The sequence below is a fragment of the Pseudomonas synxantha genome (assembly GCF_900105675.1).
GTDB classification, from domain to species: domain Bacteria; phylum Pseudomonadota; class Gammaproteobacteria; order Pseudomonadales; family Pseudomonadaceae; genus Aquipseudomonas; species Aquipseudomonas synxantha.
On record NZ_LT629786.1, the window covers coordinates 4,083,446 to 4,103,326 of the forward strand.

Annotated in this window: 20 protein-coding genes; 5 read left to right on the plus strand and 15 right to left on the minus strand. The window is 60.5% G+C overall.

From position 1 onward, the window contains the following. Positions 1-60: 60 nt before the first annotated feature. Complete coding sequence (locus tag BLU48_RS18980; protein ID WP_057021897.1) at positions 61-3,126, minus strand: efflux RND transporter permease subunit; 3,066 nt, start codon at positions 3,124-3,126, stop codon at positions 61-63. Positions 3,127-3,130: 4 nt separating this feature from the next. Next, the gene (locus BLU48_RS18985; RefSeq protein ID WP_057021896.1) at positions 3,131-4,231 is read right to left on the minus strand and encodes an efflux RND transporter periplasmic adaptor subunit; all 1,101 of its coding nucleotides are present in this window, start codon (positions 4,229-4,231) and stop codon (positions 3,131-3,133) included. Positions 4,232-4,324: 93 nt separating this feature from the next. Here BLU48_RS18985 and BLU48_RS18990 point away from each other — a divergent pair, with 93 nt between their 5' ends. Further along, positions 4,325-4,960 carry a TetR/AcrR family transcriptional regulator gene (locus BLU48_RS18990; protein ID WP_057021895.1) on the plus strand — a complete coding sequence of 212 codons (636 nt, stop codon included), beginning with the start codon at positions 4,325-4,327 and terminating at the stop codon, positions 4,958-4,960. 39 nt (positions 4,961-4,999) lie between these two features. Here BLU48_RS18990 and BLU48_RS18995 read toward each other — a convergent pair whose 3' ends face one another. After that, entirely contained in the window at positions 5,000-5,782 is a 783-nt protein-coding gene (locus BLU48_RS18995) for a class I SAM-dependent methyltransferase (protein ID WP_057021894.1), read from the minus strand. Between the two features lie 96 nt (positions 5,783-5,878). Here BLU48_RS18995 and BLU48_RS19000 point away from each other — a divergent pair, with 96 nt between their 5' ends. Beyond that, positions 5,879-6,499: a hypothetical protein gene (locus BLU48_RS19000; protein WP_057021893.1), complete on the plus strand. Its 621-nt coding sequence runs from the start codon at positions 5,879-5,881 to the stop codon at positions 6,497-6,499. A gap of 3 nt (positions 6,500-6,502) precedes the next feature. On the opposite strand, the gene BLU48_RS19005 is transcribed toward BLU48_RS19000, so the two are convergent. From BLU48_RS19005 to ppc, 7 genes are all read right to left on the minus strand, one after another. Then, positions 6,503-7,201 (minus strand): extensin-like domain-containing protein, encoded by a 699-nt coding sequence (locus BLU48_RS19005; RefSeq protein ID WP_057021892.1) that lies wholly within the window; start codon positions 7,199-7,201, stop codon positions 6,503-6,505. A 3-nt stretch (positions 7,202-7,204) separates the two neighbouring features. Beyond that, positions 7,205-8,032 (minus strand): isocitrate lyase/PEP mutase family protein, encoded by an 828-nt coding sequence (locus BLU48_RS19010; RefSeq protein ID WP_057021891.1) that lies wholly within the window; start codon positions 8,030-8,032, stop codon positions 7,205-7,207. Positions 8,033-8,059: 27 nt separating this feature from the next. Beyond that, complete coding sequence (locus tag BLU48_RS19015) at positions 8,060-8,920, minus strand: DUF72 domain-containing protein (RefSeq protein WP_057021890.1); 861 nt, start codon at positions 8,918-8,920, stop codon at positions 8,060-8,062. Further along, complete coding sequence (locus BLU48_RS19020) at positions 8,920-9,222, minus strand: hypothetical protein (protein WP_046071261.1); 303 nt, start codon at positions 9,220-9,222, stop codon at positions 8,920-8,922. The genes BLU48_RS19015 and BLU48_RS19020 overlap by 1 nt, the downstream gene beginning before the upstream one ends. Positions 9,223-9,382: 160 nt before the next feature. Then, entirely contained in the window at positions 9,383-10,069 is a 687-nt protein-coding gene (gene tsaB / locus BLU48_RS19025; RefSeq protein WP_057021889.1) for a tRNA (adenosine(37)-N6)-threonylcarbamoyltransferase complex dimerization subunit type 1 TsaB, read from the minus strand. Between the two features lie 91 nt (positions 10,070-10,160). Then, positions 10,161-10,808, minus strand: a complete 648-nt coding sequence (gene adk / locus BLU48_RS19030; protein ID WP_057021888.1) for an adenylate kinase — start codon at positions 10,806-10,808, stop codon at positions 10,161-10,163. A gap of 280 nt (positions 10,809-11,088) precedes the next feature. Further along, a complete protein-coding gene (gene ppc, locus BLU48_RS19035) occupies positions 11,089-13,716 on the minus strand; it encodes a phosphoenolpyruvate carboxylase (protein ID WP_057021887.1) in 2,628 nt (875 codons plus the stop codon). A gap of 196 nt (positions 13,717-13,912) precedes the next feature. Here ppc and BLU48_RS19040 point away from each other — a divergent pair, with 196 nt between their 5' ends. The 3 genes from BLU48_RS19040 (at position 13,913) to BLU48_RS19050 (ending at position 15,805) form a co-directional block, all read left to right on the plus strand. Then, positions 13,913-14,257 carry a hypothetical protein gene (locus BLU48_RS19040; protein ID WP_043050914.1) on the plus strand — a complete coding sequence of 115 codons (345 nt, stop codon included), beginning with the start codon at positions 13,913-13,915 and terminating at the stop codon, positions 14,255-14,257. A gap of 280 nt (positions 14,258-14,537) precedes the next feature. Continuing rightward, positions 14,538-14,963: a DUF4398 domain-containing protein gene (locus BLU48_RS19045; protein ID WP_043050915.1), complete on the plus strand. Its 426-nt coding sequence runs from the start codon at positions 14,538-14,540 to the stop codon at positions 14,961-14,963. Positions 14,964-15,019: 56 nt separating this feature from the next. Next, a complete protein-coding gene (locus BLU48_RS19050; RefSeq protein ID WP_046071257.1) occupies positions 15,020-15,805 on the plus strand; it encodes an OmpA family protein in 786 nt (261 codons plus the stop codon). A 410-nt stretch (positions 15,806-16,215) separates the two neighbouring features. Here BLU48_RS19050 and BLU48_RS19060 read toward each other — a convergent pair whose 3' ends face one another. The 5 genes from BLU48_RS19060 to BLU48_RS19080 form a co-directional block, all read right to left on the minus strand. Further along, a complete protein-coding gene (locus tag BLU48_RS19060; protein ID WP_169718274.1) occupies positions 16,216-16,653 on the minus strand; it encodes a hypothetical protein in 438 nt (145 codons plus the stop codon). Positions 16,654-16,747: 94 nt separating this feature from the next. Further along, positions 16,748-17,074 carry a hypothetical protein gene (locus BLU48_RS19065; RefSeq protein ID WP_043050917.1) on the minus strand — a complete coding sequence of 109 codons (327 nt, stop codon included), beginning with the start codon at positions 17,072-17,074 and terminating at the stop codon, positions 16,748-16,750. Next, positions 17,071-17,976 carry an alpha/beta hydrolase gene (locus BLU48_RS19070; RefSeq protein ID WP_057021883.1) on the minus strand — a complete coding sequence of 302 codons (906 nt, stop codon included), beginning with the start codon at positions 17,974-17,976 and terminating at the stop codon, positions 17,071-17,073. Before BLU48_RS19070 ends, BLU48_RS19065 begins: the two co-directional genes overlap by 4 nt. A gap of 44 nt (positions 17,977-18,020) precedes the next feature. Beyond that, on the minus strand, positions 18,021-19,298 hold the full coding sequence (locus tag BLU48_RS19075) for a flavohemoglobin expression-modulating QEGLA motif protein (protein ID WP_057021882.1): 1,278 nt from the start codon (positions 19,296-19,298) through the stop codon (positions 18,021-18,023). Positions 19,299-19,319: 21 nt separating this feature from the next. Beyond that, the gene (locus BLU48_RS19080) at positions 19,320-19,868 is read right to left on the minus strand and encodes a hypothetical protein (protein ID WP_057021881.1); all 549 of its coding nucleotides are present in this window, start codon (positions 19,866-19,868) and stop codon (positions 19,320-19,322) included. Positions 19,869-19,881 lie beyond the last annotated feature (13 nt).

The window sequence follows — 19,881 nt, forward strand, 5'->3', positions numbered from 1 at the left end:
ACCATATGTGGCAAGCGTGAAAAAAAGGTTCCCGCCCGGCTTACCAAAACATTCGCAGATTTACACCCCATCCTTCCTGATTCTGAACCATGCTGCGTACAGCGCCGGCAAGAACAGCAGCGTCAACGCCGTCGCTACAATCAATCCGCCCATGATCGCTACGGCCATCGGCCCGAAGAACACGCTACGCGACAGCGGAATCATCGCCAGCACGGCCGCCAGGGCCGTCAGCACAATGGGGCGAAAACGCCGGACAGTGGCTTCGATGATCGCCTGCCAGGGCGCCAGGCCGGCCTTGATGTCCTGCTCGATCTGGTCGACCAGGATCACCGAGTTGCGCATGATCATCCCCGACAAGGCGATGGTGCCGAGCATGGCGACGAAACCGAAGGGTTGGCGGAATACCAGCAGAAACAGGGTGACGCCAATCAACCCCAACGGCGCGGTAAGGAAGACCATCGCCGTGCGTGAGAAGCTGCGTAACTGCAGCATCAGCAACGTCAGCACCACCACAATAAACAGCGGCACGCCCGCCTTCACCGAGTTCTGCCCACGAGCGGAGTCTTCCACTGTGCCGCCCACGTCCAGCAGGTAGCCGTCCGGCAGTTCGGCACGCACCTGTGCGAGGGTCGGCAGGATCTGCTGGACCAATGTCGCCGGTTGTTCCTTGCCGTAGATATCAGCGCGCACCGTCACCGTCGGCAGGCGGTTGCGGTGCCAGATAATGCCCTCTTCAAAACCGTACTCGAGGGTGGCGATTTGCGAGAGCGCCACGCTTTTACCATTGTCGGTAGGCACCGCCAGGCTTGGCAGCAGCGACAACTCGGTACGCTCATGGACAGTGCCGCGCAGGAGGATTTCGATCAATTCATTGTCCTCCCGGTATTGGCTGACACTGGAACCGGTCAAGGAACTCTGCAGGAACTTCGACAGGTTGGCGGTGCTCACGCCGAGGGCACGCGCACGGTCCTGGTCGATGTTCAGGTAGACGATTTTGCTCGGTTCTTCCCAATCCAGGTGCACGTTGACCACATGGGCGTTTTCGCGCACCTTGGCCGCCACTTTGCGGGCCAGGGCGCGAACTTCTTCAATGTGCTCGCCAGTCACGCGAAACTGCACCGGGTAACCCACGGGCGGGCCGTTCTCCAGGCGGGTGACCCGCGAGCGCAGGTCGGGGAATTGCTCGTTGAGGGTTTCAATCAGCCAGGTGCGCAGGCTTTCACGTTCCTCGATGGTGTTAGCCAGCACCACGAATTGCGCAAAGCTGGCGGCCGGCAATTGCTGGTCCAAAGGCAGGTAAAAGCGCGGCGAACCGGTGCCCACATAAGCCACGTAGTTATTGATGCCGGCGTGTTCCTTGAGCAACGCCTCCAGGCGCTTGACCTGGTCGGCGGTGTTGCTCAGGGAGGCGCCTTCGGCCAGTTTCAGATCGACCATCAGCTCCAGGCGCCCGGACGCCGGGAAGAACTGTTGCGGCACGAAGCGGAACAACGCAACCGAGCCGATGAACAGCAGCAGGGTCAGGACGATGACCGTCTTACGCCGACGTACGCACCACTCCACCAAACGTCTTACGCGCTGGTAGAAGGGCGTGCCGTAGGGATCAGGACCATCGGCGCCATGCTTGGCCGCATGAATCTTTGCCAGGTCCGGCAAGAGCTTTTCCCCCAGATAGGGTACGAACACCACGGCGGCCACCCAGGAAGCCAGCAAGGCGATGGTCACCACCTGGAATATCGAACGGGTGTATTCGCCGGTGCTCGATTGCGCAGTGGCAATCGGCAGGAAGCCCGCCGCCGTGATCAACGTACCGGTGAGCATGGGGAACGCGGTGCTGGTCCAGGCGAAGCTGGCAGCCTTGAGGCGGTCGTAGCCCTGTTCCATTTTGATCGCCATCATTTCCACGGCGATGATCGCGTCGTCCACCAGCAAGCCCAGGGCCAGGACCAGGGCGCCGAGGGAAATCTTGTGCAGGCCGATGCCGAGGTAATACATGGTGGCAAAGGTCATCGCCAGTACCAGCGGAATCGCCAGGGCGACCACCATGCCGGTGCGCACCCCCAGGGAGAAAAAACTCACCAGCAATACAATCGCCAATGCTTCGGCCAGTACCTGGACAAATTCGCCGACGCTGGTCTTCACCGCGGCCGGCTGGTCTGACACCTTGCGCAGCTCCATGCCTGCTGGAAGGTTCTTCTGCAAGCGTGCGAATTCACCTTCCAGGGCTTTACCCAGTACCAGAATATCGCCGCCGTCGCGCATGGCCACGGCCAGGCCGATGGCGTCTGCGCCCATATAACGCATGCGCGGTGCCGGAGGGTCATTGAAGCCACGGTGGATGTCGGCCACATCACCGATGCGGAAGGTGCGATCCCCCACACGGATCGGGAAGTTGCGGATTTCCTCCACGGTTTTGAAATTGCCCGATACCCGCAACTGCACGCGCTCGCTCGGGGTTTCAAAGAAACCGGCGGTCGAGACCGCATTTTGCTCCTGCAACGCCTGCTGTACCGCGGCCAATGGCAACCCGAGGGTGGCGAGCTTGAGGTTGGACAGCTCGATCCAGATCTTCTCGTCCTGTAGGCCAAGCAGCTCGACCTTGCCTACGTCCGGTACCCGCTGCAGTTGAATCTGGATGCGGTCGGCGTAGTCCTTGAGCACGGCATAGTCAAAGCCGTCGCCGGTCAGCGCATAGATATTGCCGAAAGTGGTGCCGAATTCATCGTTGAAAAATGGCCCCTGGATGTCCGGCGGCAAGGTCTGGCGGATGTCGCTGATTTTCTTGCGCACCTGGTACCACAGCTCAGGGATCCGTGCCGAGGGCATCGAATCGCGAGCCATGAAGGTCACCTGTGATTCACCGGGGCGCGAGAAGGACACGATGCGCTCGTACTCACCGGTCTCCATCAGTTTTTTCTCGATGCGCTCGGTGACCTGGCGTGACACTTCCTGGGCCGTGGCGCCGGGCCAGTTGGTCTTGATCACCATGGCCTTGAAGGTAAAGGGCGGGTCTTCGCTTTGCCCCAGCTTGGTGTAGGACAAGGTGCCGACCACCGCCAGCAGGATCATCAGGAACAGCACGATCTGGCGATTACGCAGCGCCCATTCGGAGAGATTGAAACCCATGGGACTACTCCTTGGCCGCCAGATTCACCACACGGTTGGAGCGATCCACCGGGCGCACTTGCTGGCCCTCATGGAGCACATGCACGCCTGCGGCAACCACCCAGTCGGTGGGGGTCAAGCCTTCCAGTACCGGCACGGTTTTTTCACCGAAGGCGCCAATGCGCACCGGGGTGCGCTCAAGCGTGTTGTCCGGCTGTACACGCCAGACGTAGGACGCGCCATTCTCGGCGCTGAGGGCAGACAGCGGCACCGACAGTGGGATGACACCGTCAGCTTGTATGAACACACGGGCACTTTGGCCCAGCTCGGCGGGTACTTTGCCACCCGTGAAGGCCACGCGAGCGGCGAAGGTGCGTGATTTCGGGTCGGCGGCAGGTGAGAGCTCACGAATGCGCCCGGCGAAGCGTTGATCCGGCTGGCTCCACAACTCCACCGACACCGCTTGGCCAATCTTGAAACGACCAAAGCCATGTTCGGGCAGGCTGATCAACACCTCACGCTCGCCATCGGTGGCCAGGGTGAACACAGTCTGGCCAGCAGAAACCACTTGTCCCACTTCCACCGCACGCTTGGCGACCACTCCGTCCTGAGGCGCACGCAGCACAGCATAACCGGCCTGATTGCTCGAGACCTCGTGCTCGGCCTTGATCTGCTTCAGGCGTGCTTCACCCGCTCGGTAGAGGTTTTCGGAATTGTCGTACTGCGAACGGCTGACCATCTGACGATCCATCAGGGTCTTGTAGCGATCACGCTCTGCGCGCACCAGGCTCAGGTTGGCCTCGGCGGCAGCCACTTGGGCACGGGTGGCTTCCAGTTGCAGGCGCACATCCTGGGGGTCGAGTTCGGCAAGCGGCTGATTGGTTTTGACCCGCTCCCCCTCCTCCACCAGGCGCTTGCTGACTTTGCCACCGATGCGAAAGGCCAGGTCTGGCTCATAACGGGCACGCACCTCGCCAGGGTAACTGTCCATTGCCTGCGCCGAGGGTTGCGGTTGTACCACCATGGCTGGGCGGACGCTGGTTGGGGTCGCTTCTTCATGGCCGCAGGCGGCCAACAGGAAGACCAGGCTGACAGGCAAAGCAAGGGGCAGGACGGCGCTGCGCATGCTGAAGGACCTTTCGCAAATAGAGCTAGGAATAATTATACTGGCCGGTATGTTATTAATACCAAACTCGCCAGTCCAGTATTAAAGGTAAAAATGTCCGACAATCCTGTGAACACCGCCAGCCCCGGGCGTCCCAAGGACATGGCAAAACGCCGGGCAATCCTCGAAGCGGCGAAGTCCCTGTTCTTGAGCAACGGTTACGCGAACACCAGCATGGATGCCGTCGCCCTGGCGGCCGGCGTATCGAAACTCACCGTATACAGCCATTTCACCGACAAAGAGACGTTGTTCACTGCCGCGGTGGTGGCCAAGTGTGAAGAGCAATTGCCGGTGATGTACTTCGAGCTACCCGCAGGCATGCCCGTCGAGACTGTGCTGTTGAACATCGCCCGGGGCTTCCATCGGCTGATCAACAGCGAGGAGTCGGTGAACCTGCATCGCCTGATGATGACCACCGGCAATCAGGACGTGAAACTCTCACAAATCTTCTTCGAGGCCGGCCCCATGCGCATGCTGCAAGGCATGGAGCGCCTGCTCGGCAAGATTGACCAGAGCGGTGCCCTGCGCATCGATAAACCATTCAAGGCAGCCGAACACTTCTTTTGCCTGCTCAAGGGCACGGCGAATTTTCGCTTGTTGTATGGCTGCGGCGGGCAACTGAGCGCCGTAGAGGCCGAGGAACATGTGCAGGAGGTGGTGAGGTTGTTTATGCGCGCGTTCAGGCCCTGAACCCATCGGCCCCACGCGCCTGCGTGGGAACGACCAGCCTCAGGGTTTCAGGGCTTTTTTAGCATAGATGTCATAACGGCTGGATTTACCATCCAATGCATGGCTCGGCTTCGGCCCGTCAATGCAAGGCGCCTTGCGCGGGCGCTTGACCACCACGCGGTGGCTGGCCAGCGCCAGGGCAGCCACGAGCAACGCCGGTGCATCCGGATCATCGCCTACCAGCGGCCGGAACAGGCGCATTTCCTTCTTCACCAGAGCAGTTTTCTCACGGTGCGGAAACATCGGATCCAGGTAGATCACCTGCGGCGGCTCACCCTCCCAATTGAGCATCACGTCGATAGAGTTGCCCTTGAGCAACTGCATGCGCGCCACAATCGGTGCCACTTCAACATCTTGCGCAGCGCGTGCCAGACCGTCTTCGAGCAAGGCGCCGATCAACGGCTGGCGCTCGATCAGGCTCATCTCGCACCCCAGGCTGGCGAGTACGAACGCATCCTTGCCCAAGCCGGCCGTGGCGTCCAGTACCCGGGGCCGCACGCCTTGGGCGATGCCCACGGCCTTGGCGATCATTTGCCCGCTGCCACCGCCATATAGACGCCGGTGCGCCGCGCCTCCTTCGACAAAGTCGACCCGCACGGGCCCCGGCGCATCAGGCCCAAGCTGTTGCAGTTGCAGGCCCTGTTCCCCGACTTGCAGGGAAAAATCCGCATCCACCACCTGCTGGGGCAAGCCCAGCAGCGCAGCCCACTGCTCGGCGCGGGCCTGGAAACTGTCGGCCAACGCCTCGACCTGGATGCGGCTGGCCGCTGGTTGTTCGTTCATCAATCGCTACGCTCGAAAATATTAAGGATCGGCCAAAAACGGCCGATAAAAACAACAGTCAGGTATTTTGCCAGAGCTGAGCGACGACCGAGAAAAATGTCAGACATTCTTCCTCTAACCATCGGTGTACTGCCGACCCACAACCACTACGGCCTGCGCAATACCCAAGCGCTGGCCGGGGTGAGTCATGTGTGGCAGGACTTCTTCGCCCGGGCATTGGCCGAGCAGCTCGGTGAAACGCCGCAGGCGCTGGCCGCCAAGGCGCCAGCACCGCTGGACCCAGCGGTTGAGCCCAGTGAAGGCGCCGACCTGTTGTCGCAGATCCTCACCCAACGCGAGTGCGAGGTCAAAGACACCGAGATCGCGCCGCCCGAGCCGCTGTTCCTGCCGATAGCCGAATTCGAAACCGAGCTACTGCCACCGGCCGCGACACCGTTCCCGGAAGACGAAATCATCGCCCAGCAGCGCCTGCAGGATTTCGACAGTGGCTGGGTACGCCCGATTGTCCTGAACGCCGGCCAACCGCTGCCAGCGCCAGGCCCGGCGCCGCAGCCACGCCCACTGCATTTGCCGATTGCCGAGTTCGAACTGGACCTGTTGCCACCGGCTGCTGCGCCTTACCCTGAAGAAGAGCTCGTGGCACAACAAAAAGCCTTGGATTTCGACTACTACTGGGCACGCCCGCTGGTTACCCAAAACCTGCGCCTGGCCGCTTAAACCTCAGCGACATACCCACCAGCGTCCCATATCCAGATGAAAGTGGTTGCGATGCGCTGCGTTGTAGTCCGGGCTCAATACCACGTTGAAATCATCACAAGCGCCATCGCGCACCTGGCGCAGGAAACGCGCACTGTCACCCTCCCCCGGCCAATCCTTGAGCACACTGATGCTGCGCCCATCCGCCAGGCGAAAACCGGCGATGTCCAGGGCATTGGCCGAGGCGTGCTGGCTAAGTCGCCCTTCGGCTCGGTTGTAGACATTGCGACAGGCAAAGCTGCCCAAATGCTCGACGCGACTCACCCGTTGGCCAAAAATCGCCTGGGCCGCCGGTTGCAGGCTGTGGCGCTCGAACAAGGCGAACGCCACGGCCAGCGGGCAACTGGCGAGAAAGCTGCTGCTCAAGACGACGTCAGCGCCCTGCACCCGCAAGATATTGCGCAAGGGGCACGCCGCATCGGCTGCGGTGTCCGCCTGGCGACTTACCCGCAGGCCGGAGGTTTGCAATACCTGGTCACACAGCGCCGGATCATCTTGCAAACGGCTGAGCTTGTAGCGCGTCAGCAGGTTCGGGCTGGCGCGCACATCCAAAGGTGCCCAGGGATTCCATTCAGCCGGCATCGGCACCCAGCCCCGCCAGACAGCCAGCGCAGATATGCCCGTCAGCAATAGCAGCGCACCCAGCGCTTTTATCCAGCCCACGGTTCAATCCTTGAAGAATTGAGTGGCCTGGCCATAAGGCATCGAACGCTCAGTAAAGGTGAAGGTACCTCGCTCATGGACTTCCTGCGCCGCACGGTAGAACTCGCCATACGCCGCCAACGCCATGGCCGAGCCGACACTGATGCGCTTGACGCCCATCGCATTCAATTGCCCTACGCTGAGCTTAAGGCCACCGGACATCAACACATTCACGGGTTTGGGCGCCACCGCCTTGACCACTGCCAGCACCTCTTCGGCACTGCGCAAGCCCGGGGCATAAAGCACGTCGGCACCGGCTTCGGCAAAGGCCTGAAGGCGCCGAAGGGTGTCGGGCAGATCGAGGCGGCCATGCAGGAGATTTTCTGCGCGGGCGGTCAAGGTGAAGGGGAATGGCAAACTGCGGGCAGCGGCGACGGCGGCCTCCACACGTTCAACCGCCAGATCGAAGGGATAGATCGGGTCTACGGCAATGCCCGTGGCATCTTCGATGGAGCCACCAACAATCCCGCTGGCCGCCGCCCGCAAGATGGCCTGGGCGCAGCCTTCGGGCGTATCACTGAAGCCGTTTTCCAAGTCCGCCGCGACCGGCAGCGTGGTGGCGTTGGCGATCATTGCAGCATTGAGCAGGGTGTCCTCGAGGGTCAGGGCGCCCTGCGAATCCGGCCGCCCCAGGCTGAATGCATAACCCGCGCTGGTGGTGGCCAGCGCCTCGAAGCCCAGGCTGGCGAGCATGATCGCGGAGCCCGCATCCCAGGGGTTGGGCATCACAAACGCGCGGTCACGTTCATGCAGGGCCTTGAAGGTTTCGGCGCGTAGGGTTTGGGCATCCATGACTGACTCCTGGCGAGAAAAGGAGCCTTAGAGTAACCCCAGTTGCTCCGCTTCGGGCGCTCGATGCAAGGTGGGCAGCGGCGGCAAGCCGGGCAGGCGCGCCATCAGCTTGGCGTGAAAGCGCAGGGCCAGTTGTGCGGCGAGGCGGTTATCCGAGGTGTGCAGGAACATGTAGGGCGTACGCCCCTCTTCGATCCAGCTGGCGATCTTTTCCACCCACGGGATCAGGAACGGGTCGTTGGCCTCAAGCTGCGGATGGCCGATAAAACGCACCTGGGGAAACTGGGTCAGCGCCGCCGGGCGCGGTGGCACCCTGGGCTTTTTTGCCTGGGCATGCAGAACCGCCGCCGACGTGGAGGTGCAGCTGAACAGGGCACGGGGATCCAGGCAGATGCGCTCGACGCCACGGTCACGTAAAAGGCGGTTGAGCATGCGTTCGGCGTCGCCCTTGGCGAAGAACTGCTCATGCCTGACTTCCACGGCCAGCGGACGATCAATACCATCAAGGAACCCGGCCAGCTCAGCGAGGCGTTGCGGTGTAAAACCCTTGGAGAGTTGCAGCCACAGCGGCGAAACGCGCGCACCCAGAGGGCTCATCAGCCCGACAAAACTTTCGGCCGCCGGCAATTGCTCACGCAAGTCGCCGGCATGGCTGATATCCCCGGGGAATTTGGCGGTGAAGCGAAAGTCATCGGGCATGATGTCAGCCCAGCGCTGTACTGTGGCGGTCGAGGGGCGAGCATAGAATGTGGTATTGCCTTCAACAGCGTTGAAGACCTGGGAGTAGAGCCCGAGGTAATCGCCGGAACGAGCATCGAGGGGATACAGGTATTCACGCCAGGCGTTTTCACTCCAGGACGGGCAGCCGATGTAGTAAGGCAACCCCATCAGATATGGATATCGAGACCCAGAACTTCCATATCCCACTCGACAAAACCGGCAGTGGTCAGGTAACTGGCCAAGGCGGTGGCAACGCTTTTGCTCATGGAGCGGGGGAAGACCATGTCTTGCTGACGGGCGGGAACGCCGCTGGTACGGGCGCCTCCAGCACTTTGGGCGCGGGAGGGCGACTCAGAGTGGACTTCGATGAAGTCCGGCGAATCCTCGACCGAATCATCTACCGTCACGTTGGCCTTGCGCGGCTTACGCTTGAGTGGGTAGGACTGTGAGGAAAAGCCGTCTATACGCATACATGCAGACTCGGTATCAATGATGGCAATTTAGCGGCACTTTCCGTGGTGCGCAAATGCTCTGGTGATAACTAGAACACATAATTCGTAAAAGGTTTAAAAACTGCGGCAAATTCTGACGATTGGCGAAATTTGCCACCGAATGCCTACATTCTTGACGTCAAATAATTCCGCGTTCGGCCTTGGTCTGCGCCACTTTATCGCGCAGGTAAACAGGTGCAGCCTGATCTGCCGCAATGGCCTCGCCGCGCTCGAACGCGAACCGTGCCAATGCCAGCAAATCTTCGGCGTGGGGCAACATCGCAGCGTCCCGTCCTGCCAACTGCACCTTGATGCGTTCGCCATAACCCCAGCCCGTGCCGGCACCAAACCAATCCCCACTGACGTCATCCGGTAATGTCACCGCTTGCGGCGCCTGTACCGCTTCCACACCCACCAGGCGCATTTCGCCGGCGGTCTCGCGGTAGCAACCCCAATAGACTTCATCCATGCGCGCATCGATCGCCGCCGCCACTTGCGTGGCGCCGTGTTCACGCAATGCGCGCTGGGCCAGCACGGCGAGGTTGGACACCGGCAATACCGGACGCTCCAATGCAAAGGCCAGGCCCTGCACCACGCCGATGGCAATACGCACACCGGTAAAGGCACCCGGGCCACGACCGAAGGCGATGGCATCCACACACGCCAGGGTGGTGCCGGCGTCTTCAAGCAACTGCTTGATCATCGGCAACAGCTTCTGCGCATGCAGGCGCGGGATCACCTCGTAGTGGCTCGTTACCTTGCCATCGTGCAGCAAGGCAACGGAGCAAGCTTCAGTCGCGGTGTCCAGGGCCAGCAGGGTGCTCATCGGTGTAGGTGTCCAAGTCGGGAAAAAAGTGCGCCAGTATAAACAACAACGGCCCGCAAGCGGGCCGTTGTACGTAAAGCCGATGGCAGGATCAGCTCAATGCTTGCAACACCTTGGCGGTGATGGCTTCTACCGAGCCCACGCCTGGGATATGGCTGTACTTCGGCTTGCCTTGGGCTGCTGACAGCTTCTGGTAGAAATCCACCAGCGGCTTGGTCTGGGAGTGGTAGACCGACAGGCGATGACGCACGGTTTCTTCGGTGTCGTCTTTACGCTGCACCAGGTCTTCGCCGGTAACATCGTCCTTGCCTTCCACTTTCGGCGGGTTGTAGACGACGTGATACACGCGGCCGGAGCCTTCGTGAACACGACGGCCGGCAATACGCTGGACGATTTCTTCATCTTCAACCGCGATTTCGACCACGGCGTCCAGCTCCACGCCCGCCTTCACCAGGGCTTCAGCCTGGGGAATGGTGCGTGGGAAGCCGTCGAACAGGAAACCGTTCTTGCAATCGTCCTGGCTGATGCGTTCCTTGACCAGGTTGATGATCAGGTCATCGGAGACCAGGCCGCCGCTGTCCATCACACTCTTGGCGATCAGGCCCAGCTCGGTGCCAGCCTTGACGGCCGCACGCAGCATGTCGCCGGTGGAGATTTGTGGAATGCCGAATTTTTCAGTGATGAACTTTGCCTGAGTACCTTTACCGGCCCCGGGAGCTCCCAGCAGAATGACGCGCATCGATGTGCTCCTCAATTTTTTATAGAGATGACGCTCGGATTCGCCGCGTGGGGCCAATCTCGTAAAAATGTGGTTCCAGGCCGATCAAACGGCCAAAGGCTGATCAAGATACACAGCGGGCCCTTACCATACAAGCCGCCAAAAGTAGGAGAAACCCACGCCCGGCATGCGTCAGCGACGGGGTGTGCCTGAGCGCAACCCGCCCCCTCAAACGATGACCGCCCTTTTCAGGGCGGTCCTCGGGGTTTATCCGCAAGCCGTTGAGAACACGCAAGAAACCTCAACCGGTGTTGCGCAAACCGGCGGCAATACCGGCGACGGACACCAGCAGCGCCTGTTCCAGAGGGCTGTCTTGCGCCGCCTCCTGTTGACGCGAACGTGCCAGCAACTCGGCCTGCAACAAGTGCAAAGGGTCGAGGTAGGTGTTGCGAAGACGAATGAACTCCAGGGTGTCGGGGCTATGGGCCAGCAGCTGGGACTGCCCGGTCAGGCCAAGCACCACGCCACACGCCTGCGACAATAGGTCGCGTAAGTGCGCACCCAATGGCAGCAGGTCCGCCTGCACCAGACGCTCATCATATAGACGAGCAATATCGGCATCCGCCTTGGCCAGCACCATTTCCAGCATGTCGATGCGCGTGCGGAAGAACGGCCACCGTTCACGCATCTGCCCCAGCAACGGGCCTTCACCCCGTTCCAGCGCCTTGCTCAATGCCGCTTCCCAACCAAGCCAGGCGGGCAGCATAAGGCGCGTCTGGGTCCAGCCGAAAATCCACGGGATGGCGCGCAGGCTTTCAATACCGCCGGCCCGACGCTTGGCCGGACGACTGCCCAGGGGCAAACGTCCCAACTCCTGCTCCGGGGTGGACTGGCGGAAGTATTCGACGAACTGCGGATTTTCCCGCACCACGGCACGGTAAGCGCTGACCCCGTCGGCCGCCAACTCATCCATCAAATGACGCCAGGCCGGCTCCGGTGGCGGCGGCGGCAACAACGTCGCTTCCAGCACGGCGGCCAGGTAGAGGTTGAGGTTTTGTTCGGCAATATCCGGCAGGCCGAATTTGAAGCGAATCATCTCGCCTTGTTCAGTCGTACGGAACCGCCCCGCCACCGAGCCCGGTGGCTGCGACAGGATCGCCGCGTGAGCCGGGCCGCCGCCACGGCCGACCGTGCCGCCACGACCGTGGAACAGCAGCAGCTCCACCTGCTGCTCGCGGCAAATATCCACCAACTGCTCCTGCGCCCGGTACTGCGCCCAGGCCGCGGCTGTGGTGCCAGCGTCCTTGGCCGAATCCGAATAGCCGATCATCACTTCCTGTGGGCCCTGCAACCTTGCGCGATAGCCCGGCAGTTGCAACAGCCGCTCCATCACCGGCCCGGCGTTATCCAGGTCGGCCAGGGTCTCGAACAGCGGCACCACGCGCATCGGCCGTTGTACACCCGATTCTTTGAGCAGCAACTGCACCGCCAGCACATCCGACGCGGCGCCCGCCATGGAGATAACGTACGAACCTAATGATGCCGCTGGTGCGGCAGCAATTTCCTTGCAGGTATTCAACACTTCGGCAGTGTCCGCCGACGGTTTGAAATAGCCCGGCAGCAACGGACGACGATTGGCCAGCTCCTGGGTGAGGAAGCTGATGCGGGCCTCTTCGTCCCAGTCCTCATAACAGCCCAGCCCCAGGTAATCGGTGATTTCAGTCAGGGCCGAGCAATGGCGGCTGGAATCCTGGCGCACGTCCAGGCGCACCAGGAACAGGCCGAAGGTCACGGCGCGTCGCAGGCAGTCGAGCAGCGGGCCATCGGCAATCACGCCCATGCCGCATTCATGCAGCGACTGGTAGCACAACTCCAATGGGTCCAGCAGGTCGCGGTTGTCCTGCAACACCTCGGCAGGCGCCGCCGTGTAGGCGGTCAACGAGGTGTGAGCCCACTGGCGCGTCGCACGCAGGCGCTCACGCAGTTGCTTGAGCAACGCGCGATAGGGCTCGACGCTGTCGCCAACCTTGGCCTGCAACGCCGGGCTGGCTTGTTGCATCGACAACTCGGAGGCCAGGTGGTCGATGTCGCGCAAATACAAGTCAGCCGCCATCCAGCGTGCCAACAACAGCACTTCGCGGGTGACCGGCGCGGTGACATTCGGGTTGCCGTCACGGTCGCCGCCCATCCACGATGCAAAGCGAATCGGCGCTGCCTCCAGGGGCAGGCGCAGCCCGGTAGCGGCAAACAGGGCCTGGTCAGCCTTGCGCAGGTAATTGGGGATGGCGTGCCACAGCGAATGCTCGATGACCGCAAAGCCCCATTTGGCTTCGTCTACCGGGGTGGGCCGGACCCGGCGGATTTCCTCGGTATGCCAGGCTTCGGCGATCAGTCGTTGCAGGCGTGTGCGGATCTGCTCGCGCTCGGCACTGGTGAGGTCACGGTGATCCTGCAAGGCCAGTTGCGCGGCGATTGCATCGTATTTCTGGATCAGGGTGCGGCGAGCCACTTCAGTGGGGTGGGCGGTGAGCACCAGCTCAATCTCCAACCGTGCCAACTGGCGGGCCAGGGATTCATTGCTGTGCCCCTCGCCTTGCAGGCGGGCCAGCAACTCCGGCAAGACTCGGGATTCGAACGGCGCGGGTTGCGACTCATCGCGCCGATGAAGCAACTGATATTGCTCGGCAATGTTGGCCAGGTTGAGAAACTGGTTGAAGGCCCGGGCCACGGGCAGCAATTCGTCTTCCTGCAGCTGGTTGAGACGGGTGCTCAGTTCATCGCCGGCGCCGCGACGGTCGGCCTTGGCGCCTTTGCGGATCTGCTCGATCTTATCGAGGAAATCATCGCCGTACTGCTCTCGAATGGTGTTGCCCAACAGCTCACCCAGCAGGTGAACATCCTCACGCAAGCGTGCATCGATATCACTCATCAGCCAATCTCCAGCCAGAAATCCGGGACGCGCAGGTGTTCCAGAGTGCCGCCCGCGTCGGTATCTGACAAGGCCGAACGCAAACGACTTTAAACCTTGTGGCTGACAGCTAGTCTCAAGAGTGAGCCGCCACGTTATCCAAGCAGGCGGCTGGTCACTCATCACCGCCTGCCATCGCAGGCTTATTGAGGTTGCCATGAAGATTCGAGAACTGCCCCAGCACTGGGAAGAAACCGCCAAGGGTCGCCTGACCCAGACTGAATACGCGATTCATCTGGACGTGGAATCCGCGGCACGCTTGGCTGCCCTTGCCGAGATGTATCCCAAGCGCCATACCGAAGAATTGCTCGGAGAGCTGATCGGTGCCGCCCTGGAAGAGCTGGAAGCCAGCTTCCCCTATATCAAGGGCCAGCAGGTGATTGCCACCGACGAGGAAGGTGACCCGCTGTATGAAGACGTCGGGCCCACTCCACGTTTTCTGACCCTGTCGCGCCGTTATCTGCATGATCTGTCAGCCAGTGCCGACGAACAAAAGCACTGATATACATCCGCAATGCCCATCTGAATCAAGTATTCCGGGCCTCCTAGAGGCTCGGGCTACCTCTGCGAGCGCTGAAAGTTCCATGTTTAAACCCTGACCGATCAGTCAGATATTTTTTTAGGCAAATCGCCATCTTCTCTGAACTTTTGAAAAAAGCCGCCGGTCACAGCCAGTAAGCCATCACTTGGAACGGTCGTTTGAAACTGGCGTCATGTGCTTTATCGCCGGGGCCGCAATCGATACGCCACGATGGATTTTGATGTTTTTCAGGAGTTATCCAATGGAGTTGAAGACGATGAACACCAGCACTGCCAAATCCTCGTTTAACCACCTGCGCGGGCTCAAATTGGCCGCGCTGGCAATCGGCACCAGCTTCGTTCTCGCGGGCTGCGCCGGCAATCCTCCAACCGAGCAGTACGCCGTGACTCAATCGGCTGTCAACAGCGCCGTGAGCGCCGGCGGCACCGAGTATGCCGCCGTGGAAATGAAGGCGGCCCAGGACAAGCTCAAGGAAGCTGAACTGGCCATGCACGACAAGAACTACGACAAGGCTCGTATGTTGGCCGAGCAGGCCGAGTGGGACGCTCGCGTTGCTGAGCGTAAAGCCCAGGCTGCCAAGGCTGAACAGGCTGTGAAGGACTCCCAGAAGGCTGTTGAAGAGCTGCGTAAGGAAGGCATGCGCCCGGCTGCTATCCAGCAGAAGTAAGCCGCAGCCCCTTGACTGCATCGCACCTGATATCGAATTGAAAGGACGACACGACTATGCGTAAACAACTGATGATCCCTGCCCTGCTGGCGATGAGCGTTGCCTTGGCGGCCTGCTCCACCCCGCCGAACGCGAACCTGGAAAATGCACGGACCAACTTCTCGGCCCTGCAAACCAACCCGCAAGCCACCAAGCTGGCAGCGCTGGAAACCAAAGACGCCAGCGAATGGCTGGACAAGGCTGACAAGGCGTACCGCGACAAGGAAGACGAGAAGAAGGTCGACCAACTCGCCTACCTGACCAACCAGCGCGTTGAAGTCGCCAAGGACACCATCGCCCTGCGCGAAAACGAAGCCAAGCTGAAAAACGCCGGCGACGAACGTGCCCGCGCCCTGCTGGACGCCCGTGATGCGCAGATCAAGCAACTGCAAAACAGCTTGAATGCCAAGCAGACCGACCGTGGCACCCTGGTGACTTTCGGCGACGTATTGTTTGCCACCAACAAGTCCGACCTGAAATCCAGCGGCCTGGTGAACATCACCAAACTGGCTCAGTTCCTGCGCGATAACCCGGACCGTAAAGTCATCGTTGAAGGCTACACCGACAGCACCGGTTCGGACTCGTACAACCAGAGCCTGTCCGAGCGTCGTGCCGCTTCCGTACAACGTGCACTGGCTCAACAAGGCGTGGACATCTCGCGCATCGTGACCCAGGGCTACGGCAAGGAATACCCGGTTGCCGACAACGGCAGCGTGTCTGGCCGTGCCATGAACCGTCGCGTTGAAGTCACCATCTCCAACGATAACCAGCCGGTCAAGCCACGCTCTTCCGTTGCTTATTGATCGTTGACGCTGGATAAAAAAACCCACCTTATGGTGGGTTTTTTTTGATCAGGAATACTGGATCGTGCGATCTGTATCTTCATCTGGCGGCGTTATCATTGCTCCGCTACGGGAGGTATCGGCCAAATCGTCCGTCCAGTTGTTACGCGCCTGCTCTTGCGCGTTTTGCCGCTCCAATGCCTGATGTGCCCTGGCCATGGCCACCATGTTGTGTATCGCATCAATATTTATCACTGCTTCCCGGCCCCGCTCCGTGTAAAAGTTATATGCCCTTTGTGGCTATTTACACAAAACGGTTCCAGGTAATTTCGTTACATGCGAGCTTCTGCGTGAAGCTGGGGATCAACCCCATTCATCTCTGCACGCGTGAAAACCCGCCCATAACCGGCGGCTTGTTCAACAACCGTCAATCAGTAGTTGACCGGGCCCTGGCTAGGGGCCCCACCTGCCTGGATCTGGCCACCACCTTGCGTGGCATCCTGACCGCCTTCACCACCTTGGCCGGCCTGGGCAAGCAGCTGTTTCAGCTTTTCCAGCAGCTCCTCAAGGGTATCGCCGCCTCCAGCCCCCTGAGCGCCTCCGCCCCCTTGTGAACCACCAGCCCCTTGACTGCCGCCTCCACCCTGCCCGCCTTGGGCACCCTCGGCAAGCTTGGCGTCAATTTGATCCCTGATATTTTGAATGGCGGAGCCTTGCTGAGAATCTGCGGCATTGCCCGAATTGCCAACATTGCCTGCGCCCTGTACACCACTTGCACCAACGATACCAACCATAATTGCATGCTCCAGATTAATGAATACGGTGAACTGATCAGCCAAGCGAATCAGTTCACGATCTGTGGCAAGCACGCCAAAGTGGTTCCAGCCTGTAACGGTTCGCAGCAGTCTTAAATGACTAATCGGCATCTATAAGGGAGTTTTCCCACAGAGGCGATGCAGCGCCTCATTGTTGCAACTGCGGGGTTTCCTGCCCCATGCAACGAACGGCCTGCTTCTTGTTGTTCACCAGTACGCCGCTCAAGCCTTTCTGTTCGGTATCAAACATCACCAACACACCGTCCACGCACTGCGCCACTTGCGCGGCGGGCGTCAGGGATATTTTGTAATCCTCACCCGGCAAGGTCTTGAGCATGGTGAAGTCGCTGAGCAGCAACGCATCCTCCGGCTTGGCGAAATGCAGGTAGCCGTAGTACCACAGGCAACCGACGGTGCCGATGATGGTGCCGATACCGGTGAGGATCAGCGGGATCATGTTGCGTTCTTCACTCATTGCGGGCTCTCTGATGGATCGACTTTAGAGGTTGGATAATTCGGGATTTCGCCCAGGCGACGCAGGCCATTGAAATGCTGTGGATCTTCCAGGTAACGCAGCATCACGGTTTGCCAGGTTTTGTCGGCAAAAGTCTGCACATGGCCGCCACGGGTCAGCTGCAGCACCCTTGGCGGTGGGGCCGCTTGATACAGGCGCAGCCCATTGGACACCGGCACGATCGGGTCATCCAGGCTGTGAAACAGCAGTTTTGGCACGCCGGTCAACTGGGGCATGGTGTTAATTGCACTGTCGGCGTCGGGCACCAACCAAGACAAGGGAACCTGGAACGGCCAGGTTAACCATGAAGTGCTCAGGGCGAATTGTCCTACGTCACGATAACTGGCCGGCACACCGTCCAGCACCAGGGCCTTGAGTTGGCTTTGACGCTCCGGATGGGCTGCCAGGTAATGCACGGCCAGTGCGCCGCCCAGGCTTTGGCCCAACACAATCAGCGGTTGGCCCTGGGTTTGGGGCGCCTTGTCGATCCAGCTGAACGCGGCGTCGATATCCTGATAGATCGCCGGCAACGACGGCTTGCCTTGCGAAAGTCCATAGCCGCGATAGTCCAGCAGCAGCACTTGATAGCCCTGCTCGGGCAACCACCAACTGCCACCCAGGTGCCAGGACAGGTTGCCGCCGTTGCCGTGCAGGTGCAGCACCGTGCCCTTGAGCGGCACACCGGGTTTGGCCGGCAGCCACCAGGCGTGGAGTTTGATGCCGTCGGCGGTGGTGATGGTGACGTCGCGGTATTGCAGGCGGGCTTTTTCCGGCGTAAACGGCAGGCCGGGTTCGGGGTAGAACAGCAAGGAGCTGCAGCCATTGAGTGTAAGTAGCAGGCATAGAATGCCGAGGATTCTCATCCGTTGAAACCTCGCTGACAAATATGAAGTCCCTTGGAGACCCCCTAAAGGATATTGGAGTAATCCGCCTCGATCCGGTCCAGGCTCAGGTGATTGAGGAAGTTGGAGAAACACATCCACGCCGCCAGCGCGTTCATGTCACGAAACTGATCCGGCAGGTACTTGGGCGGTACCACCAGGCCTTCGTCGACCAATTGGCGCAGGGTACGCATGTCTTCCAGGGTGGTCTTGCCGCAGAACAGCAGCGGCACTTGTTCCAGCTTACCTTTACGCACAGCAAGCTGGATGTAGTTGTAGACCATGATAAAGCCCTTAAGGTAGGACAAATCCTTGGTAAACGGCAGACCGGTCGGCACCGAGCCACGAAATACCCGGCTGGCGTTGCCATAGCTCTCGGCCATTTCAAAGCCTTGCTCGCGGAAGAACTCGAACACCTGCAGGAAGTCGGCGCCCTCCTCCACCATGTGGATGGCGCGGGTACGGTTGGTCAACTTGCGCAGACGGCTGGGGTAGGAAGCAAACGTGATGATTTCCATCAGGATCGCCAGGCCTTCCTGGGTCACGGTGGATGACGGCGGCCCCTTGGACAGGAACGTGCAGATCGGCTGGTTCTGGCCATTGAGGGTGGTGCCCACATGCACCAGCCCTTCATGCACTTCCAGGGCGCGCACGTCACGGTCGTTGAACATCGCGTCGGCGCGGATCTTAATGTAGTCGGCACCCGCCGCCGCGTCGGCGACGATGCCATCGGACTCAAACACGCGAATGGTTTCTTCCGCTTCGCCGAACACCTTGTTCAGCCGGGTCTGCAACAGTGCAACGGCGTCCTTGGCGGTAAGGGTCTTGGCTTCGTCCTTGAGGTCGCCACGGCCATCGATATTGTTCAGGTAATCGGACAGCATCAGGCCCAGGTCGGCCAGGGTCGGGTCGCCGGCGTGGAAGGCATCGGAAGCGGCGCCATACAGCTCCTGGGAGATCAGGCCGAAATCCTCGGTGCCGCGTGCTTCGAGCATGCGCACCACCATGCGGTATTCGCGGCACATGCGACGCATGATCTGCCCCACCGGGCTGAACTGCCCAAGGCGACGGGTGATGTCGCGCTCGATGTTCTGGAACTCCAGCTTGACCGCACTGGAGTCGAACGACAACGGCCGGCTCAAGTAGTAATCGCGGTCCACGGCAGGCATGGCCTTGCCCTTGGCCTTGAGAAATCCCTGGCGGATATTCTCGTCCCATTTCACCGCGTCGAGGACACGGATCGGTGTTTGCGCCAGCACAATGCGATCGGACAAGGTGCGTATCGTCTGCTGGTATTCGTCCACCCGGTGCTTCCTCTTTAAACGTTATTTACCCACGCGCCGGTAGCGCACGGCTTCAACGAACACATCGGCATTGGCCGGGTCATCCAGGTAGGCAAACACCTGGTCCATGGGGCTATCCACCAGCACACCGGCGCCTTCGACGGTGTCTACAGTGCTGCCGTGCAAGGCCTGCTGGCCAATGGCTTGGTGGATCTGTTCGAGGTCGAGGTTGTAGACCACCAGTTCGTGCTTTTCATCAAACTCAAAGCCCGCCAGGATGAAATGCCCGCCCAGTCTTGCAGGCAGCGGCGCCGACATATACCAGCGGCTGCCGTGGCGCGAGACGCTAAACAGATACTCATCGCGCTGGCCCGGCTTGGCTTTAGGGTAGCTCACCGCTTTATAACGATGCTCGCCGGCACGGGTGATCTGCAGGTTGAGCGGCTCGCCCCAGGCATTCCTGCTGGCCCACTTGCCTAGCAGAGCCTCTGGCGCGGCTTCAGCCGTCGGCAATGGTTCCTTGAAAGTCACCAGGCAACCGCTGAGCAACAGGACCAACAAGGCGATTACCGCGACGCGCCAGACTTTCATTGGACATCCCCCG

Bases quoted from the DNA above. Each gene is read 5' to 3' on its own strand.
- BLU48_RS19065 (WP_043050917.1), bottom strand. From the start codon at position 17,074: ATGAGTGAAGAACGCAACATGATCCCGCTGATCCTCACCGGTATCGGC.
- BLU48_RS19050 (WP_046071257.1), top strand. From the start codon at position 15,020: ATGCGTAAACAACTGATGATCCCTGCCCTGCTGGCGATGAGCGTTGCC.
- BLU48_RS19020 (WP_046071261.1), bottom strand. From the start codon at position 9,222: ATGCGTATAGACGGCTTTTCCTCACAGTCCTACCCACTCAAGCGTAAG.
- adk (WP_057021888.1), bottom strand. From the start codon at position 10,808: ATGCGCGTCATTCTGCTGGGAGCTCCCGGGGCCGGTAAAGGTACTCAG.
- BLU48_RS19015 (WP_057021890.1), bottom strand. From the start codon at position 8,920: ATGGGGTTGCCTTACTACATCGGCTGCCCGTCCTGGAGTGAAAACGCC.
- BLU48_RS18990 (WP_057021895.1), top strand. From the start codon at position 4,325: ATGTCCGACAATCCTGTGAACACCGCCAGCCCCGGGCGTCCCAAGGAC.
- BLU48_RS18985 (WP_057021896.1), bottom strand. From the start codon at position 4,231: ATGCGCAGCGCCGTCCTGCCCCTTGCTTTGCCTGTCAGCCTGGTCTTC.
- BLU48_RS19040 (WP_043050914.1), top strand. From the start codon at position 13,913: ATGAAGATTCGAGAACTGCCCCAGCACTGGGAAGAAACCGCCAAGGGT.
- BLU48_RS19070 (WP_057021883.1), bottom strand. From the start codon at position 17,976: ATGAGAATCCTCGGCATTCTATGCCTGCTACTTACACTCAATGGCTGC.
- ppc (WP_057021887.1), bottom strand. From the start codon at position 13,716: ATGAGTGATATCGATGCACGCTTGCGTGAGGATGTTCACCTGCTGGGT.
- BLU48_RS18980 (WP_057021897.1), bottom strand. From the start codon at position 3,126: ATGGGTTTCAATCTCTCCGAATGGGCGCTGCGTAATCGCCAGATCGTG.
- tsaB (WP_057021889.1), bottom strand. From the start codon at position 10,069: ATGAGCACCCTGCTGGCCCTGGACACCGCGACTGAAGCTTGCTCCGTT.
- BLU48_RS19080 (WP_057021881.1), bottom strand. From the start codon at position 19,868: ATGAAAGTCTGGCGCGTCGCGGTAATCGCCTTGTTGGTCCTGTTGCTC.
- BLU48_RS18995 (WP_057021894.1), bottom strand. From the start codon at position 5,782: ATGAACGAACAACCAGCGGCCAGCCGCATCCAGGTCGAGGCGTTGGCC.
- BLU48_RS19045 (WP_043050915.1), top strand. From the start codon at position 14,538: ATGGAGTTGAAGACGATGAACACCAGCACTGCCAAATCCTCGTTTAAC.
- BLU48_RS19010 (WP_057021891.1), bottom strand. From the start codon at position 8,032: ATGGATGCCCAAACCCTACGCGCCGAAACCTTCAAGGCCCTGCATGAA.
- BLU48_RS19000 (WP_057021893.1), top strand. From the start codon at position 5,879: ATGTCAGACATTCTTCCTCTAACCATCGGTGTACTGCCGACCCACAAC.